Origin of the sequence: Streptomyces sp. NPDC085944 (assembly GCF_040686295.1) — a bacterium.
GTDB classification, from domain to species: domain Bacteria; phylum Actinomycetota; class Actinomycetes; order Streptomycetales; family Streptomycetaceae; genus Streptomyces; species Streptomyces salinarius.
Genome location: NZ_JBFBJX010000002.1, coordinates 197,760 through 216,826 on the forward strand (window position 1 = coordinate 197,760; position 19,067 = coordinate 216,826).

At 68.8% G+C, this 19,067-nt stretch carries 6 protein-coding genes and 2 pseudogenes; 5 read left to right on the forward strand and 3 right to left on the reverse strand.

Going from position 1 to position 19,067, the window contains the following annotated elements; genetic code table 11:
• Positions 1-40: 40 nt before the first annotated feature.
• The 5 genes and pseudogenes from AB0P07_RS04645 (at position 41) to AB0P07_RS04665 (ending at position 4,458) form a co-directional block, all read left to right on the forward strand.
• Complete coding sequence (locus AB0P07_RS04645) at positions 41-697, forward strand: helix-turn-helix domain-containing protein (protein ID WP_365545048.1); 657 nt, start codon at positions 41-43, stop codon at positions 695-697.
• A gap of 134 nt (positions 698-831) precedes the next feature.
• Positions 832-1,593: a hypothetical protein gene (locus AB0P07_RS04650; protein WP_365545051.1), complete on the forward strand. Its 762-nt coding sequence runs from the start codon at positions 832-834 to the stop codon at positions 1,591-1,593.
• A gap of 377 nt (positions 1,594-1,970) precedes the next feature.
• Positions 1,971-2,129, forward strand: a pseudogene (locus AB0P07_RS04655) (polysaccharide lyase family protein); the annotation flags it as partial.
• A 259-nt stretch (positions 2,130-2,388) separates the two neighbouring features.
• Positions 2,389-3,534 carry a P1 family peptidase gene (locus tag AB0P07_RS04660; RefSeq protein ID WP_365545054.1) on the forward strand — a complete coding sequence of 382 codons (1,146 nt, stop codon included), beginning with the start codon at positions 2,389-2,391 and terminating at the stop codon, positions 3,532-3,534.
• Positions 3,535-3,566: 32 nt separating this feature from the next.
• Positions 3,567-4,458, forward strand: a pseudogene (locus tag AB0P07_RS04665) (IS630 family transposase).
• A gap of 356 nt (positions 4,459-4,814) precedes the next feature.
• Here AB0P07_RS04665 and AB0P07_RS04670 read toward each other — a convergent pair.
• From AB0P07_RS04670 to AB0P07_RS04680, 3 genes are read right to left on the reverse strand one after another with little or no spacing between them, the layout of a single operon-like run.
• Entirely contained in the window at positions 4,815-5,687 is an 873-nt protein-coding gene (locus AB0P07_RS04670) for a TauD/TfdA family dioxygenase (RefSeq protein ID WP_365545056.1), read from the reverse strand.
• Between the two features lies 1 nt (position 5,688).
• A complete protein-coding gene (locus AB0P07_RS04675) occupies positions 5,689-14,997 on the reverse strand; it encodes an amino acid adenylation domain-containing protein (RefSeq protein ID WP_365545058.1) in 9,309 nt (3,102 codons plus the stop codon).
• Positions 14,994-18,992: an amino acid adenylation domain-containing protein gene (locus tag AB0P07_RS04680; protein ID WP_365545061.1), complete on the reverse strand. Its 3,999-nt coding sequence runs from the start codon at positions 18,990-18,992 to the stop codon at positions 14,994-14,996. Before AB0P07_RS04680 ends, AB0P07_RS04675 begins: the two co-directional genes overlap by 4 nt.
• Between the last annotated feature and the right edge of the window lie 75 nt (positions 18,993-19,067).

Genomic DNA, 19,067 nt, shown 5'->3' on the forward strand with positions numbered 1-19,067 from the left:
AACTTTGCGCCTGCGCAGCCCTGTGTGGAACGCTGACGTCGTGACGACACCACGACCAGGGCTGCGGGAGCGGAAGAAGCAGGCCACGCGCGAGGCGCTACGCGAGGCAGCCCTGCGCCTGGCCGTGGAGCGCGGACCAGACCAGGTGCGGGTCGAGGACATTGCTGAGGCGGCCGGGGTCTCGCCGCGCACCTACAACAACTACTTCGCCAGCCGCGAGCAGGCGATCGTCTCTGCCGTCACCGCGGACCGGGAGGCGCGCATCGCGGCGGCGGTCGCGGCCCGGCCCGCAGGAGTGCGCCTGGCCGACGCCATCACGGAAGCGGTGGTCGAGCAGTACACGAACACCGGCGAGCGCGAACACAAGGCGCTGCTGCTGATCATCACCCAGACCGCGCTGCGCGACGCGTTCCTCGACACCACCGCCGGCATCGAGCCCCCTCTCACGGCGGTGATCGCCGAACGCCTAGACGACGCCGAAGCGCACACAGCCCGCGTCCTCGCGGCAAGCGTGGCCGCGGCAGTTCGCATCGCGCTGCAAGGCTGGCTCCGGCCGGCCGGGAAGGCAGAGGCCGCCGAGAGTTTCGCCGCCGGAGGACTGGTCGTGCCCTCCGGCTCACTGCCCGACCAGCTCCGCACGGCGCTGGCCCCGCTCGCGCCCGCGTTCGACGCCGCCGAGCAACACACCCAGCCGTGAACCCGACCCAACTGGAGCATCTGCTGAGCGTCAGTAGATCCAGAACATGCCGACGCACCCGGCCATCACCCTCGGCAGCCGATTCAACGTAGATGACGATATGTCAGGTCGTGATCTACGACTGGAGTACTAGGATGGACCTCTCCGATTGGGGGGGGACGGGAATGTATGCTGCTGGATACTTCTGGTCCAATGATTCCTTGAACATGCTTTTCTCTTTTATTGGTGGAATCATAGTAGCGCTCCTCGGTGGGTGGTTGGCCTATGTGGCCGGAAATCCTCGACGGCGAATCTCTTGGCAGGTCAGCTCGGGCACCTCCTTGCTGCCTGATGATGCACCGAATGTACAGGTGTTCAGCGACGCCGTGCGGGTGGACAAACCCAAGTTCTGTCGCCTCTCCATAAAGAATGATGGGCGCAAGGCGATCACGCCGGGTGACTTTCATAGCGGCGATGAATCGTTGGTATTCGATTTGGGGCAGCCTGTCATTTCAGTAACTCCTGAAGTTCTCCCGACCTCTGCGCCGAAGCCGCCCATCCTCTTTTCGCGAAGTTGTCTACGAGTCGGGCCTTCTCTCATTCAGCCCAAGCAAGTAATTCACCTCTTAGTCCTCCTTGATGGGGACGGGGGGAGTGTACATGGCATTGCTTCGCATATCGTTGAGACCCGGGTGGTGCAGAGTCTCAGGGAGGTGACCGATGAGGTCTCGTCCAAGTTGATGATGCTGAAAGTCATCGGGAGTGCTGTCTTTCTTGTCGTCGCGGCTTTGGCTTTATGGCTGTATGCTCCCCCCTCCGGTGACAGAACGTGTTGGGCTGAAACGCCGGAAGGCGAAAAGGTTGCAATCGTGTCGCAGGCGTTCGGATGCGAAAAGGACTGGGACTGGCCCTGGTGAATGCGTTGGCCGCGATCGACGGCGCAAGAATTTGAGGCTGGCGCCCAGCGAGTTCGTCAGCGTCGGACTCCATGCGGTCACCGTGGACACCGTCGCGTACGTCCCATGGTGCGAGAGGTCCGACGGCGGACAGTTCTTGCAGCACGTGCCCGAGGTGGACGGGGAGAACGACTGCAACAGCTGACGAGTACGACATCGGACCGGCGCTTGCAGAGGCCGGCGCGGGTTCTTCGGTCCGGACCCACCGCCGTGGCACTGTCCTCGCCCGCGCCGACACCGCGTTGATCAAGTCCGGGGCGGCGTGTGGAGCGCAAGCGCATCGCCTCAGTGAGGCGTGAACGCGGCATCCGTGGTATCACCCGCTGCAAGCGGCGTGCGTGGAGAAGGACGTCAACGACAGCCTGCTGGTGTACTTCAAGCTCATCGCGGCACAGGCGGCCGCGGACCACACCGTGCGCATCGGCCTGACCGTCGACTACATCGGCGGCCAGCCCCAGGTGAACGTCAACTCCTGGACGTCCTCGGCGCCCGCCGCATCGACGCAGCCGGCCCTCCACCCGCTCTGGAACCCGCTGCGCGTCCGGCGGGTACCGGTGACTCCCTCATCACGACAATACGGGCGCGGCGCCCTGCCGGCTGCCTCGCCCTGGCTGATGCCGATGCCCGGACGGCCCACCCCCTGGCGTGGCGCCGGTCACCCGACACCTCGGACCGCTAGCTTTCTGCGCGCCGCCACCAAGCGGCACGGTTTCCGGCATGGCCGGACGGTCCGGAGGAGAGGTCGGTATGGTCTTCATGAGCCCCCGTCTGCTGGCGATGGGGTCGGTCTGCGCGGTGGCCGCTTCGTGTCTCGTGCTCGGAGCCGAAGCCTCCCAGGCCGCCGGGCGGACGAAGGTCGCGACCGCGGCCCCCGTGCCGGGTCCGTTGAACGCCGTCACCGACGTCCCCGGCATCCGGGTCGGTCAGGTGCAGTCCGCCCGCCCGCCCTACCTCACCGGATCGACCGTCATCCACATGCCGGACAGAGCGATCGCCGGCGTCGACGTACGCGGCGGATCCCCCGGCACATGGACGACCGACACCCTGAACCCCGTCAACGCCAACCCCGGAGTCGACGCGATCGTCCTGACCGGTGGCAGCGACTGGGGCCTGGACGTCGGCGTCGGCGCTATGCATTGGCTGGAGGACCGCAAAGGGGTCTCGCTCCCCATCGTGCCGGGAGCGGTGATCTACGACATCGGACGAGGGGGCAGCGACCGGGCACGGCCGACCGCCTCCTGGGGATACCGGGCGATGCAGGCGGCCGAGGACGGCCCGGTGCGCCAGGGCGCCGTGGGTGCCGGAACAGGAGCCCTCGCCGCGGCGAGCACCCTCAAAGGAGGCGTGGGAACGGCCAGCGTCACACTGGCCGACGGGACTGTCGTCGGGGCACTCGTCGTGGTGAACGCCCTCGGGAGCCCCGTGGACCCGAAGGACTGCACCCTGCTGGGAGCCGCACTGGGCATCGGCGACGAGTTCGCCGGACTGCGCAGGCCCTCCCGCGCGGAGTGTCGGGCGGCCTCGGGGATGCCACAGGCCGGGGCGGACTGGGGCCGCAACACCACGATCGCGGTCGTCGCCACCAGCGCGGGGATGGACAACGCGGCGCTGACCAGGATGGCCGCCGCCGCCCAGGACGGACTGGCCCGGGCGCTCAACCCCTCGCACACCCTCTCTGACGGCGACACGATCTTCTCCGTATCCACCGGCACCGGCCGGCGCCTGTCGAACAACGAGCCGGACGACACAGGCGCCCTCACCAGGATCGGCTCTGCGGCGGCCGACACCCTCTCCAGGGCCGTCGCGCACGCGATGCTGGAGGCCACGTCCGTGCGGCAGTACAAGAGCTACTGCGACACCTACCCCTCGGCCTGTGCGCACCTGCGGCGGAAGCAGCCGTAACAGCCGGGGAGTCCCCGGCGGTACGGAACGGTATGTGTACCGAGCTGGTGCTGACTTACGACGAGCGTGAGATGTTGGCCCGCTGGGCCACGTGCCGGACGTCGTCTCAGGCGCTGGCGCTGCGGTGCCGGATCGTGCTGGAAAGCGCAACGGGTCCCACGAACAGGGACGTTGCGGACCGGTTGGGCATCGAGGGCGGTGAGCCGGTGGCGGGCCCGGTTCGTGCGGGACCGGCTGGAGGGCCTGACCGACGAACCGCGTCCGGGCGGGCCCCGGAAGATCACCGACGCCCAGGTCGAAGAAGTGGTCGTCAAGACGCTGGAGGGCCACACCGAAGGACGCCGCGCACTGGTGCTGTGCGTGGACGAGAAGACGCAGCTCCAGGCGCTGGACCGGTCTGCGCCGGTGCTGCCGATGATGCCCGGCATGCCCGAGTCGCACCCACCCACGACTATGTGCGCGGTGGCGTCACCAACCTGTTCGCAGCGCTGAACACCGCCACCGGCGAAGTGATCGGCCAGATCCACCGCCGGCACCGGGCCGTGGAGTTCAGGAAATTTCTCGTCCGGATCGACAAGGAGGTGCCCGCTGGTTTGGACGTGCATCTGATCTGCGACAAAGCCTCGACGCACAAGACCCCCCGCCATCCAGCGGTGGCTGGTGGGGCACCCGCGCTTCCACGTGCACTTCGCCCCCACCGGCAGCTCCCGGCTCAACCAGGTCGAGCGGTGGTTCGGCTTGCTCACCGACAAGCAGATACGGCGAGGTGTCCACAAAAACGTCCAGGCCCTGGAAAAGGACATCCGCACCTGGATCACGACCTCGAACGAAGACCCGAAACCCTTCGTCTGGACGAAGACCGCGGACGAGATACTCGAACGCCTCGCCGGATATCTGAACCGAGTTCCCGACTCAGGACACTAGAAGAAGCCAAGCTTCTGAGGGCTGTAAGAACAAAGAATGTTCTTCGTCTGCTGGTGGTACAGCGTCGATGTGGCTCTGACCAGCGTTGACGCGAGGTGCTACGGAAGGTTGCTGGGATCTGGCCCGAGTGTGGTCCGGATCATGATGTCGAACCGCAGTTGATCGTGCCGGCTCACCGACCGCCGACCGTGCAGCCCCACGGGATCGACACATCGTGGCGGGAAACGTGGGGCAGCAACGTCCGGTTCACGCAGGTGCCGGAGTTCGATCCGGAACGGTACTGACCTCAGGCAGCGCGGTGAGGCGTCGTACGAGGGCCCCGGGGTCCGTGTACCACGCCTCACCTGTTCAGGACGTCAGCCCTTGACGGGGCCGCCGTTGATGGCGACCCGCTGGCCGTAGCGGGCGTAGGGGTAGTAGTCGTACGTCGCATGGTGCTGGACGCACCGGTTGTCCCAGAAGACGAGCGTGCCCGGGGTCCAGCGGACGCGGCAGTGGAGGACGGGCCTGCGGGCGATGATGTCGAAGAGCACATCGAGCAGGGCCCGGCTCTCGTCGGCGGAGAGCTGCGGGATGCGGCTGGTGTAGGCCCTGTTGACGTACAGCAGTTTGCGGTCGGTCTCGGGATGCCGGGCGATGAGCGGGTGTTCGCTCCTGGGGATGACGTAGTCCGCGGGTGGTGTGTATCCCGCCAGGGCCTGCGCGCCGTCGTGTATCGCGGTCAGCGGGTCCAGCAGGGCGCGCATGGCCGGTGAGAGCATGTCGTAGGCGAGGTGCATGTTGGCGAAGAGGGTGTCGCCGCCGCATCCCGGCTCGGGTATCTCGGTGATATAGAGCATCGACCCCAGTGAGGGTTCGGCGTCGGCGGTGCCGTCCGCGTGCCAGCCGTTGCCCGCCACGTCCGCCGCGGCCGACGTCGTGCGGATCTCCAGGATGTAGGGGTCGCCCTCGGGCGGTGGCGGGTTGACGGGGCGCAGTTCGCCGAAGGCGGCGGCGAAGCGCTTGTGATGCTCGGCAGTGATCGTCTGATCGCGGAAGACGAGGACATGGTGGTCGCGGAAGGCGGCCCGGATCTCTTCCAGTTGCTCCGCAGGGATCTCCTGCGACAGGTCTACGCCCGAGACTTCCGCCCCCAGAACGGGGGTGATCCGTTCGACGGTGAGCGTGCGGTAGGGGTGTGCGAGGCGCGTGGTCACCGCTTCCAGTGCTTCGCGTTCGTACGACTCCACGTCATCCTCCAGAGGGGGGTGGGGTTTGCAGGTCGGCGGTCCCGCGGGTACCAAGACCCGGGGACGCCAGCGTCGCCCTGATGGTCTCGGCCACTGTGTCCGCGTGGGGTGCCGCAACGATGCCGTAGTGGTCCGTGGGCAGATACCTGAGGACGGCGGACGGGGGCAGGCAGGTGTTCCACTGCCGGTCCGGCTCCTGAGGGTCTGCGGGGGTGGGCATGCCGGCCGTGGGATGTTCGGCCAGCCATAGATACGTGGGGACGCGGACGAGCGGCCGTACGCGATGTTCTCCGAGGCTGCGCAGGTTCGCGCGGCAGCAGCGGGCCAGCTTCTCGGCGTACACCTGTGCGTGCTCGGTCGGCAACGAGGATGCTCCGGCGCCGAGTTCGGCGGCGAACAGCTTCTCCAGGTGAGCCTCGTCGTAGGCGGCGACCAGCTCTTTTGCCCGGGGCGGTGGCGGATCCAGAAGGTAGAGCGCCTCCAGTGGCCGGCCGGCCGACTCGGCAAGGCCCGCCATCTCCATCGCCACACGGGCGCCGTAGGACCATCCGGCCAGGTGAAGCCGGCGGTCCGGTCCGCCGAAATGCTCACGTAGTTCCGCGTCGTAGTGACGGGCCCGCTCGGCCAGTGACCATGCGGGCATCTCGGTATCGCGGAGTGCCGGGTCGGCGATGAGGCATACCGTCGGTGCGGGTCCGAGCGCCGTCACCAGGGAGCGGTAGGCCTGGATGTCTCCGCCCACGGGGTGGACCAGGCACAGGACAGCTGAACCGGTTCCCTCCTGCCAGATGTCGAGGACGACCCGGGAGGTGCTTCCGGCCGCCTCGGTGGTGGGCTCGGCTGAGGTGAGGGCCGCCTCGATGTGTTTCAGGATCTCCGTGAGGCTGACGCGGTGACTGAAGGAGGCCAGGTCGAACTCGAAGCCGTAGTCGTCCTCGATCTGGGCGATCAGGCTGATCAGGGTCAGTGAGTCGGCGCCCAGGTCGTAGAGGGAGACCTCGGGGTCCAGTTCGTCCACGCCCAGCAGATCCTGGATCACCCGGACCATGGCGTCCGCTCGCTCCCCGGTGCTGCCGGCTTCGGGGGCTTCCTCCCTTGGTTCCGTGGGGTGCACGGGTCCGGTGCGGGAGGACCGATCCGTGATCTCGGCAGGAGTGTAGAAGACTCGGGAGACATCGATGTCGGTTGTGGATACGAGGAGTTGAGGCAGCTGCAGGGTAAGGGCATGGGCGAAGACCGCTTTGCCTTCCTCGACGGTCAGGCCGACCGCCAGATGGGCCTCATGGCGGCTGTCTGTGTTCAGGACGCGGGTCGCCATTCCGGTCTCGCTCCAGATGTCCCAGTCGATGCCGATCCGGACGGTCGTCTCCGTCTCGGTGGCCTGGTGATGGGCGAAGCCGTCGAGGAGGCTCGCTCCGGCCGCGTAGTCGCTCTGGCCGACGCCGCCGAGCAAGGCGGACATCGAGGAGCAGTAGACCGCGATCTCCGGGAGGAAGGCTGCGATCAGGTGCTCGACGACGAGTGCGCCACTCTCGCGTACCGCGGCGGCGTCGCGCATCGCAGTGGCGTCACGTCGGACGAGCAGCCCGCCGTGTCCGAGACCGGCCGCGTGGATGACGCCGTCCAGTCGTGATGTGTGGTCGCCGACGGCCGCCGCCACTTCGTGAACGGGCATGGTCGCGAGATCCGCCGCGACGAGGCCGATGCGGTCGGCCCATCTGTTCAACTCCTCGGGCAGCCGCGGGTTTCTCGACAGCAACAGGACCCGACCGCCGGTGTGTTCGAGCAGCCAGGCGGCGATGGCGCGGCCTATGCCGCCCGTGCCGCCGAGCACCAGGTGGACGGTGTGCGCTCCGGCCGGTACGAGGGACTGCGTGCCCTCCGGCTCCGGTACGGGTATGGTGCCGGGCCGCCACCAGTAACCCTGCCGCAGCGCGAGCTGCCGCGGTAGAGCCGGTCCGTCGGGATGACCGGCCTCACGTGTTTCGGCGACGACCCGGGCCACGTGTCCGGCCCAGCGGGTGAGGTCGCCGTCGGGGAGGTCGAGCCAGTGGCCGTTCAGGGCGGACTCCTGAGGGGCGACCTCGACGGGCCCGGCGAGGAGCGCCAGTTCCGGTCGGTCTACCGCTCCTGCTACGGGCCGGGCGCCGTACGACAGCCACCACACACGTGGGGAGCCGTTTCGCCCGGCCAGTGCCTGGGCCAGGGCCGCGGTACTGTCCATGCAGGTGTGGCGGGCGTGTTCCAGGGTGCCGGGACCGACCGGCCCCGTCACGTCGAGAGGCAGGGCGTGCACCCACTCCGTGTCGATGGAGGCTGGAGCGCCGTCCTCGGACAGCGCATCGAGCAGCCGGCGCAGGGACGCCGGATCGGCAGGGTCCGCGTTGTAGGCGTCCGGTCCTCTGCGGGCGAAGGTGTCGGCCGGGTGCACCCGAATCACTCGCGACGCCACCGCCTTGAAGGGCGCGAGCGCTGTCCGCGGAGTGTTCTCGGAGGCTACGACGACCACGGCGGACGCGCGGCCGGCCGGCATGGCGGTGTCCGCGACCGCGGCACGGCGCAGTCGGACCCAATGCGGCTGGTGCAGCCAGTCCTTCCGGGGCAGCCGCCGGGGTGTGGCGGCCGGGGCCCGGCAGTTCTCGGGCGGTCGGTCGAAGTTGTATTCCGAGAGGGAGAAGGACGGGGGCGGGAAGTTCCATGGCGCCGGAGCGGAGCCTGCCCCCCAGTCGACAGGGTGTCCGGCGGCCCAGTCCTCAGCGAGTTCGTTGGCCGTGCGACCGGCCGCGGAGACCGTTACGGCGTCCGGTTCCGCGCTGCCGAGCGGCACCGCTCCTGCGGCCACCGTGCGCAGCCAGTGCTCGGCCGCGGCGGCGTCCGTCACGGGTGCCGCGGTCCGCAGGCGGCGAGCGACCCGTCCGGCCTGGAGATGGCGCAGCACCGACCGGTGACGCTCCGGGTGCAGTCGGAGGTAGTCGGCGATCCGAGCGGCGTCGGCGGCGAGGGCGTCCGCGCTGGAGGCCGACAGCACCAGGCACTCGGGTACCTCGCGGGTCGCCACCGGTCCGGGCGCGGTGTCCTGCTCCACGATGACGTGGGCGTTGGTGCCGCCGATCCCGAAGCTGCTGACCGCAGCCACCCGTTCGCGTCCCTCGGGCCAGGGCGTGGCGTCGGCCGGGACGAAGAAGGGAGCGGGATCGGGTCCGATCTCGGGGTTGAAGGCACGGAAGTTGAGGTTGGGCGGGAGCGTCCCGTGGTGCACGGCGAGGACCGCGCGTACGAGGCCCACCACACCGGCGGCCGCGCCCATGTGGCCGAGTTGGCTCTTGACGGAACTCAGGGCGCAGCGGCCGGACTCACTCACGTCAAAGGCCTGCCGTAGCGCCCCCACTTCGATCGGATCGCCCAGCCTGGTGCCGGTGCCGTGGGCCTCTACATAGCCGATGTCGGCGCCTGTGCGTCCGGCGCGGGACAGGGCGGTCCGGATCACCTCCCGCTGTCCGGCCAGGGACGGCGCGGTGTAACTCATTTTCGCCGCACCGTCGTTGTTGATCGCGGAGCCTGTGATGAGCGCGTAGACGGTGTCGCCGTCGCGTCGTGCCTGCCGCAGCGTTTTGAGGACCACGACGCCGACGCCGCTCGCGCCGACCGTGCCGGTGGCGTCGTCGCTGAAGGGGCGGCAGTCGCCGTCCGCGGAGAAGATGTGCTGCGAGCGGTAGCGGTAGCCGCCGGTCAACCCGGGGTCGATGAGTACTCCTCCGGCGAGCATCACGTCGGCTTCGCCCTGCCGGAGCAGACCGGCGGCGAGGTGCACGGCGACCAGAGAGCTGGAGCAGGCCGTCTGGGCGCTGAAGACGGGGCCGGTCAGCCCGAGGTGGTACGCAACCTTGGTGGCCAGGAAGTCCTTCTCATGGTGCAGCGCGAGCTGGAAGCCGTCAGGCAGCCGGCCGGGGTCCGCCCCGCGCAGCAGGGACTGGAAGTAGGTGTTCTCTCCTGCACCGGCCACCAGGCCCACCCGTGTGGCCGAGGTGTCCGTCACTCCCGCGTGCGCCAGGGCCTGCACGCCGGCCATCAGCAGGTGACGATGCTGAGGATCCATCAGACGTGTCTCCTGTGGGCTGATGCCGAAGTGGCCCGGGTCGAAGTCGAGCATGCCGTCGAGCGTGCTGTGCGCGCCGACGACTCCTTCGGGCGCGTCGATGCGGCGGATTCCGGTGCCGCCGGAGACCACCAGCTTCCAGAAGGCGGCCAGGTCCTGGGCGCCGGGCACCCGTACCGCCATGCCTACGACCGCGATCGGCTCGCCTGGTTCGGGGGTCCCGTCCTTCTTCGCGGCCGAGGGGGCGAGTGGCCGCGGGGCGGTGAGGTGGCGGGCCAGGGCGCGGACGGTGACGTGTTCGAAGAGGTCCGCGACGCTGAAGCGTAAACCGAGTGCCGTCGTGCAGCGCAGGTGGAAGCGCATCAGGGCGAGGCTGGAGGCGCCCGCATCGAAGAAGGTCTGGTCCGGTGCGATCGTCGAACCGGTGATCTCTTCGAAGGCAGCGCTGAGGCGCTCCTCGTCGGCCGACAGGCCCGTGCGGGCGATCGCGGAACGGCGCAGCTCTTCCCCCGGTGCCCGGACGACCGCCTGCCGGTCCAGCTTCCCGCTGGGTGTGCGGGGCAGTCTCTCCAGCCTGCGGAAGCGGTCCACACGTACGTAGGAGGGCAGAAGGGCGGACAGATGCGCGGTCAGGTCGTCGGCGGACGGTGCCTCACCATGGACCTCCAGGCCCGCTGTCAGCCGGTCGCCGTCAGCTGTGACGACGGCGTTCACCACCGCCGGATGGCGCAGCAGGGCCGCCTCGACGGAGCCGAGTTCAAGCCGGTGCCCGCTCAGTTTGATCTGCTGGTCGTCGCGGCCCGCGTAGTGCAGCAGGCCCTTACGGTCGAAAAACGCCCGGTCACCGCTTCGGTAGAACAGGCCCGCGTCGGGGAGTTCGACGAAGCGGGTCTCGTCGAGTGCGGGTTCGTCGAGGTAGCAGCGGGTGGTCATGGTCCCGCCGATCAGCAGCTCGCCGGTGCACCCGGTCGGGACCGGGTCACCCTGGGCGTCCACCACACGCAGGTCGGCGCCGCCCACCGGGCGTCCGATGGCGGGCCGCTCGGGCCATTGCCCGGGATCTCCCTCCAGGCACAGGGTGCTGACCACATGTGTTTCGGTCGGCCCGTAGTGGTTGAACAGACGCGCGCCGGGGAGTCCGGCGAACCAGCGCCGGATGCCGTCGGTGCACACCAACTGCTCCCCTGCGGTGACCACTTCGCGTAGACGGGAGGGATACCTGTTCAGACGGACGGCGTACTCGGCGAGCAATTGCAGGGCCACGTAGGGCATGAAGATCCGCTCGGCGCCCGCGGAGTCCAGCCGGTCCAGGAGTGCGGGAGCGTCCTGACGCCACTCGGGACGTATGAGCTGGAGGCTGCCACCTGTGCACAGTGTCCCGAAGATCTCCTGGAAAGACACGTCGAACGCCAGCATCGAGAACTGCTGGGTGGCCGCGGGGGCGGTCAGACCGCCGGGACCGGACTGCCACCTGATCAGGTCGCACAGTGTGCGGTCGTGGATCTGCACGCCTTTGGGGACGCCGGTGGAGCCGGAGGTGAACAAGGTGTACAGGGGGCGGGTGCCGTCGTGTGTCGGCGCGTCGACGGTACGTCGGTCATACGTGTGCCCGTCGTACGACGCACTCGTGCCGTCGTCCGCCGGTAGGACGAGGTGGCTTACCACACCGTCCGGGAGCAGCGTGTCCAGCGTCGGCGAGCCGTCCTGCGTGGTCAGGACGCACAGCGGGTCGATCTGTTCCAGAACGCGGCGTAGCACGTCGGCCGGGTAGGACGGGTCGAGGGGGACGGCGGTGACGTTCAGCCTTGCCAGTGCCAGCAGCGCCACCACGTGTTCGGCGGAGGGATCCAGATACAGGGCCGCCCGGCAGGGGCTGCTGTCGGCCGGGATGGGGTAGCGGTCGGCCAGTTCCGTAGCGAGGGCTGCGGCACGGGCGTCGAGGGTCGCGTAGCTCAGGGTGCCGCCGTCGGCCGTCACGACGGCGGGGGCGTCCGGAGTGCGGACGACCTGCAGGCCGAAGCCCTCGGCGATCGTGGTGAAGCCGGGTTCCGGGGAGGGCCCGCGCCCGTGCTCCGGCAGGGACCGTCGGTAGGGCACGACGAGTTCACGCACGGTGGAACGGCCATCGGCCGCGAGCGCGTCCACGCCCCTCCGGAACAGCTCCGCCATCGCCTCGACGTCCTCGCCGGTTAACCGGTCCTCGGCGTACTCCCACAGCACGTCGAGTCCGTCAGCATGCTCGACCACGGAGACCGTCATCGGGCACTTGGCCTCCGGAGCGGCCCACCAGAGGGGGCGCTGGACGCAGCCGGGCAGCCGCAGCGCCCCGAAGTCGGTGTTCTCCAGGACGAACAGGAAGTCGAAAGGTGTGCTGTCGCCGACGGCGTCCCAGCCGGTCAGCACGTCTGTGAGCGCCACGTCCTGGCGTCCCAGTACCTGCGCTGTGCAGGTCCTGGTGCGGGTGAGGTGTGAGCGCAGGTCCTCGCCGGGTGCGACGGTCAGGGGCAGCAGCACGGTGTTCGCCATCATGCCCGCGCTGTTCTCGAACTCGCACACCGGGCGGCCCGCGACCGGGGCGGCGATGCGCGGGCGGATCAGGCCGGTCACGCCGTACAGGCACCAGGAGAACACGCTCAGCAGGACCTGGAACCGGGTCATTCCGACCTCAACGCACAGCTGGTCCACTTGGGACCGCCGAACGACGTCGAGCGACGTGTGCAGCAGGCGCGCCCGCGGTGCCGGATCCGCTTCCTCGGCGGGCAGCGGCTCCTGCGGCTCCTCCCTCCCCTGGTAGAACGCGAGGAGTTCATCGCGCTGCACCTGGTAGGCCGCGCTTGCGAACCGGTTGTTCTGCCAGACGGCGAAGTCCAGCGGGGTCGGAGCGGATGTCTCTTGGCGGCCGATTCCGGCGTAGGCGGCCGACAGGTCGTGCAGCAGGATGCTCAACGACCAGCCGTCCACGGCAATGTGGTGCAGGTGCAGCAGGAGCGTGCCGCCGCCGTCACGTGGCAGCCAGCAGGCTCGGAGCATGCGGGGGACGGCGAGGTCGAAGGGTTCGGCGAAGAAGGTGTCGGCGAAGGCGTGCGCTTCTTCCTCGTCCCAGGCCTGCTGGGGGCCCGGCTCGTGCCACGGGTCGTACGGCTCGCCGACGGTCTGCTCCAGGCCGTCAGGCCCGAGGCCGAAGCCCGTCCGCAGTGCCCCGTGACGTGCCACCAGACTGCGTAGTGCTCGCCGGAGGGCAGCGGTGTCGACGGGTCCGTCCACGTGGAAGGCTTGGCTGACGGAGTAGGCCCGGGAGCCCGGGGTGCGGCGCTGTATCAGCCACAGCCGCTGCTGTTCGCTCGTGGCGGGCGCCGAACGGGCACCGGAGACCACCGGTGCCGGCAATGCGCCCTCCGTGCCTGGACGGACGGTGGTGAGGGACTGGGCGACGGCGGCCAGGTCGCCGTGCAGGACGGCCGTCTGAGTCAGCTCGCGGCCCCATCGCTGTCGTACGGCGAAGCAGAACCGAAGCGCCTTCAACGAGTCACCGCCGCTGGCGATCCACCGGTCTCCGAGCCCGAGGCCGGTGGTGCCGATTATCTCCTCGGCCAGTTCGACGACCCGTCGCTCCGTCTCCGTCGCTGCCGGTCCGTCGGAGGGGCGGGGCCGCCAAGGCCGGTCGGCCTGCCGCAGCAGGGCGGTCTGGTCGACCTTGCCGTTGGCGTTGAGGGGCAGCTCGGCCACGAGGTGGATCTGGTGGGGGCGCATGTAGGCGGGCAGGTGGGTCGCCAGGTGGCTGTCGAATTCCTCGTAGGACAGTTCGTGACGGAGGACGACGAACGCCAGCAGTTCGTGGGGCCCCTCCTGGCCCGCACGGTGCGTGCACACGTAAGCACGCTGGATCGCCGGGTGGGTGAGAACGCGCCGTTCCACCTCGCCGGGCTCGATCCTGAAGCCACGGACCTTGACCTGGCGGTCGGTTCGTCCGACGTACTCCACCAGGCCTTCGTTGTCGGTCCGTACCAGGTCACCGGTGCGGTAGTACCGCTCATTGCCACCGTCGAGCCACGGTAGACGCACGAAACGCCGCTCGGTCTCCTCGGGAAGGTTGCGGTATCCGGCGGCGAGTCCGGCTCCGCTCAACAGGAGTTCGCCGACCTCACCGGGCGCGGCAACCCGCTCTTGGTCCAGAACGACCAGCACCGCACCGCTCTGCGGCAGGGGCCGCCCGATCGGCACCACGTCGCCGTTGAAATCCCGCGGGATCGGATGACACAGGGCGAAGGTGGTGGACTCCGTCGGCCCGTAGATGTTGAACAGACGGGTGCCGCTGTCGGGGTTGTCCCGGTACCAGCGGTGCATCAGCCGGGCGTCGAGCTGCTCACCGCCCACAAGAACCTCGCCGGCCGCGGCGAAGCATTCCGGCACAGCCGTGACCATCGCGTTGAACAGCGCCGTGGTGACGAAGACGGTGTCCACGCTCTTGTACCGCAGCGCCGCGGCGAGCCCGCCGGGTGTCTGCACGTCCCCGTCGCTCAGGAGCACGCAGCAGCCACCAGTCAGCAGGGGCACCCAGACTTCGAAACTCAGCGCGTCGAACGCCGGATTGGCCATGCAGGCAAAACGCAAACCGGGCTCGACGCGGATGTAGCCGGGTTGTGCCAGTCGCCGGATTCCCGCGTCACGGACCTCGACTCCCTTGGGCTGCCCCGTCGTTCCGGAGGTGTAGAACAGGAACGAGACCCTGCCTGGGGCGGACGGAGCCTCTACGGCGGCAGCGGTGTCCGGAAGTTCGGGCAGAACGGTGTGCCCAGCCAGCGCCGTCACATCCTGCGGGAGCTCGGTGGCACTGCCGATTGTCTCGTACACCAGGGCGACCGCAGCGGAGTCCCGGAGGATGAAGTGACGGCGTTCGGCGGGGCTCTGCGTGTCGAGGGGCACGACCTGCGCCCCCAGCCGCAGAATGCCCAGCATCACGCAGACCAGCCGCCACGATCGCGGCAGCGCCACTGCCACGGCCTGCCCAGCGGTGACGCCCTGGCGCCTCAGCTCCCAGGCGACGGTGGCGGCTGCCACGTTCAACGTCACGTAGTCAATGCTGACGTCGCCGTCGACGACCGCCTCAGCGTGTGGTGTGCGAAGAGCTCGGCGGTGAATCTCAAGGGCTATCCCGGCCTGGGCGCTCACGTCCTCGGCCGCGTCGGTGGGGGATGTTTCGACGCGTGGTTTCATCGTGCCTCCGACGTGCCTGAAGGTGTTGTGCGCCCCGTCTCGCCCTGGCCGGGGGCGGATGTCAGCCGGTGCATCTCGGCGGTGAGGACGGCGGCGACGCGGGGCAGTTCGTCGCTCTCCAACATGTCCCAGTGGCCGCAGGCAACCGGCTCGACCACGAACTCACCGCTGACGCGATGCCGCCAGAACGCACGTAGACGAGCGGCGGCATCCTCGACATCCGCATCTTCGTCCTCCACTGCCGTCGCCTGCATCAGCACGACACGGGCCGACGATTCGGGTACGGCGTAGTCGCGGGCCGTCTCGCGATGGTGGTTGTAGACGTTCAGGTACCGGGCCACCTGGTCGTCGTCGATACCCGGGTACATGCCGTTGAAGCGCACGAGTTTCTCCCGGAACTCCTCCATGCCGACCGGTGCGGTCGCGGTGCGCTGCTCGTCGTCCTGGGCACCGTGGGTGTCGAGGAGGACCACGCTCACCTTCTCGTGCCCGGCCGTCACCAGGCGGCGGCCCATTTCGTACGCGATCAGACCGCCGTAGGAGAGCCCGCACAGCACCAGTGCCTCGTCGGCGCGGGGACCGACGAGCCGCAGATACTCCTCGGCCATCGCCTCCACACCGGGCAGGGTGGACTCGCCGGGATTGATGCCGGGCGCCTGAAGCCCCACCACGCCGATGTCGTCGCTCAGTTCGGCGGACAGTGGCAGGTAGCAGAACGCGGTGCCGCCGGCAGGGTGCACACACACCACGCGCTGTCGGTCGCCGTCCCCACGGAATTCGACCAGGCTGTTGAGTTCCGCGGGCTGCGCGGTGGCGCCGCCGCTGCCGCGCACCCGCTCGGCGAGCGCCTCGATGGTGGGGTGCAGCATGACGTCCCGGACCGGCAGGGCGACGCCGAGTTCCTCCCGGACGGCGGACGCCATCTTGATCGCCGATATCGAAGTGCCGCCCAGTTCGAAGAAGTTGTCACCGATTCCGATTTCCGGGTGCAGCAGCACCCTGCGCCAGACCCTGTACAGCGCCATCTCCACGTGGTCCCGGGGCGCGGCCGCGTTGACCCGCCCCACGCGTCTTCCGGCCGCGGCACGCAGCACCTCTGTCCGGTCCACCTTGCCGCTGCGGTTCAACGGCAGTCGCGGGAACTCGACCACCACGGCGGGGATCATGTAGTCCGGAAGACGGTCCTTGAGGGCCGCACGCCACTCGTACGGCATCCGAGTGGCCTCGGCGTCACATCCCACGCCGGCGACCAGGTGGGGGCTACCGGGTGTGTTGCGATCGGCCAGGGCGACGGCCTCCCGCACCCCGGGGACCGCCAGCAGCGCCGCCTCGACCTCGCCGGGTTCGATACGGAAGCCGCGCAGCTTGAGCTGGTCGTCGCGGCGGCCGACGTACTCGGCATTGCCGTCCGGCAGCCAGCGCGCCAAGTCGCCAGTGCGGTAGAGGCGTTCACCGGAGATGAACGGGTCGGGCACGAAGAGTTCGTCGGTGAGGTCGGGACGGTTCAGATATCCACGGGCCAGACTCGCTCCGCCGAGGTAGACCTCTCCGGGAACTCCGACGGGTACCGGGCGCATTCGCTCGTCGAGCAGGTACAGGCGTGTGCCACGCAGCGGCCGTCCGATGGGACACGACCGCTCGTACGGCCGTGGGTCGGTGTAGGCGGTGGAGTAGAGCGTGGCCTCGGTCGGGCCGTAGCCGAAGCAGATGCGCAGGCCGGGCAGCAGCTCACGCATGCGGTGCAGGGTGCTCTCAGGGAGGGATTCCACTCCGGTGAGGAGCTGACGCAGGCTCGATCCGGCCAAGCGTGCGGCCGGATCCTCGCCGATCCACAGGACGTAGGACGGGGGCAGGAACGCCTGGGTGACCTTGCGTTCGCGCATCCAGTCCAGCAGCGCCCCAGGGTCACCACGGAGTTCGTCGGGAACCAGGTGGAGCACGGCGCCGGTGGTCAACGGGACGAGGAGTTCGTGCACCGACGCGTCGAAGCCGATGCTCGACCAGGCTGAGGACGCCTCGCCGGTGGCATCCCCCATGAGTTCACGCCAGTGGTCGAAGAGATTGACGACGCTGCCGTGCGTCACCGCCACGCCCTTGGGGCGGCCGGTCGATCCCGAGGTGTAGATGACGTAGGCGAGCCGCGTCCGGTCCGTGTCGATGGCTGGCGCTTCGTCGTGCGTCCCTTCTGCCTCCACCTGCGCCAGGTGTTCCCACAGCTGTCCGTCGTCGTCCGCGGCGTCCTTCTGGTCGGTCAGCACGAGGACCGGTGCGGCGTCGCTGACCATGGCGGTGAGCCGCTCCAGGGGCTGGCCGGGGTCGAGGGGCAGATAGGCGGCTCCGGACTTGAGGATCCCGACCACGCCGATGACGAGTTCGGTCGTGCGTCCGGCGTGCAGGCCCACCACACGATCGGGACCGGCACCACGGGCGATCAGCGCATGGGCGAGACGGTTCGCCCGGCGGTCGAGTGTCGCGTAGTCCAGTTCCGTGTCATCGGCCACCACCGCGCACTGCTCGGCTCGTTCGCGGACCTGCGCGGCGAAGCGCTCCAGCACGCCCGCCGTCGTCGGGTCGGTCATGGTGGGCCCTGTACTGAAGGTGGCGAGGAGCGCCCGCTGCTCGTCCTCGTCGAGCAGCGTCAGGTCGGCGATCTCGGTATCGGACTGCTCGGTCATCAGGCGCAGCACGCGGAGGAACTGGTGTATGTACCGTTCGATCGTCGCCCGGTCGAAGAGCGCCACCGCGTAGTCGATCTCACCGGTGAGCTGCCGGCCCTCATCGGCCAGGGCAAGGACCATGTCGAACTTGGCGGGCACGTGGGCGGCATCTTCTCGCAACTCAACTGACAAACCCGGTAGTTCGAGTTCTCTCCGCATAGAGGGGACCCAGGCGAACATGGTCTGGAACAGGGCTGTGCAGGCGGGGCTCCGCGGTGGGTTGACCAGTTCGACGACTCGCTCGAAGGGGAGGTCGACGTGTTTGAGGGCGTCACGGATCCGCTGGTTCACCCGTTTCAGGACATCTTTGACACTTGGCGAGCCGGAGAGGTCCGCGCGCAGGGCGACGGTGTTGACGAAGAAGCCGATCAGACCCTCGACATCCCCGCGCCGGCGGTTCGACGTGGGGGCGCCGACCACGATGTCGTCCTGCCCGGAGAGCAGGGAGAGCAACACGGACCAGCCGGTGAGGACGGTCGCGTAGAGGGAGACATCGTTGTCTGAGGCCAGCGTGCGCAGGGCGCGCGTCAGGTCCTCGTCGACGGTCACGGGCAACCGGTCGCCGTGGAAGTCCTGTTCGGGCGGGCGGGGCCGATCTGTGGGCAGGGAGATCACGGCCGGGGTGTCGGCCAGCGCGGTGGTCCAGTAGTCGGCCTGCGAGGCGGGCTCGTCTCCCGACATCCACTCCCACTGCCAGCGTGTGTAATCGCTGTACTGCCAGGTCAGTTCGGGTAGCGAGACGTCCTGTCCCTGTTGAAGCGCGGAGTACACCAGGCCCAGCTCTCTCAGCATCAGGGAGCGGGACCAGCCGTCGAAGACGATGTGATGCACGGTCAAGATCAGTACGTGATGGTGCGGTTGGAGCGCTATCAGGCAGCCGCGCGCCATGGGTTCCTCGCCCAGGCGGAACGGGGTGGCCTCCACCTCCGACCGTATTCGCGTGAACCGTTCGGCCCGGTCCGGAAGTCCCGTCAGATCCTCGAAGGTCACCGGGAACCCCGTGTCCGGCGGATCGACGACTTGAAGAGCCGACCCCTCGGAGGGGACCAGCCGGGTGCGCAGGGCCTCGTGCCGGGCGGCGAGCAGATGCAGCGCCTTGATGAGAAGGTCCTGGTCGAGCGGTCCCCGGATATCGAAGGGCATGGGCTCGTTGTAGGCGGAGCTGGCGTCTCCGTCCATGCGCGCCATGACCCACAGACGCTCCTGCGCCAGTGACAAAGGCGCGGATTCTGTCTCTTCGCCGGAATGATTACTGACTGCGATTCGGGGTAAAGACACAGATTGCCCTTCACGAGAGGAGAACGCGGCGGAAATCAGTGCCGGCGTCCCGGAGTGTCAGACCGACGTCCGGAA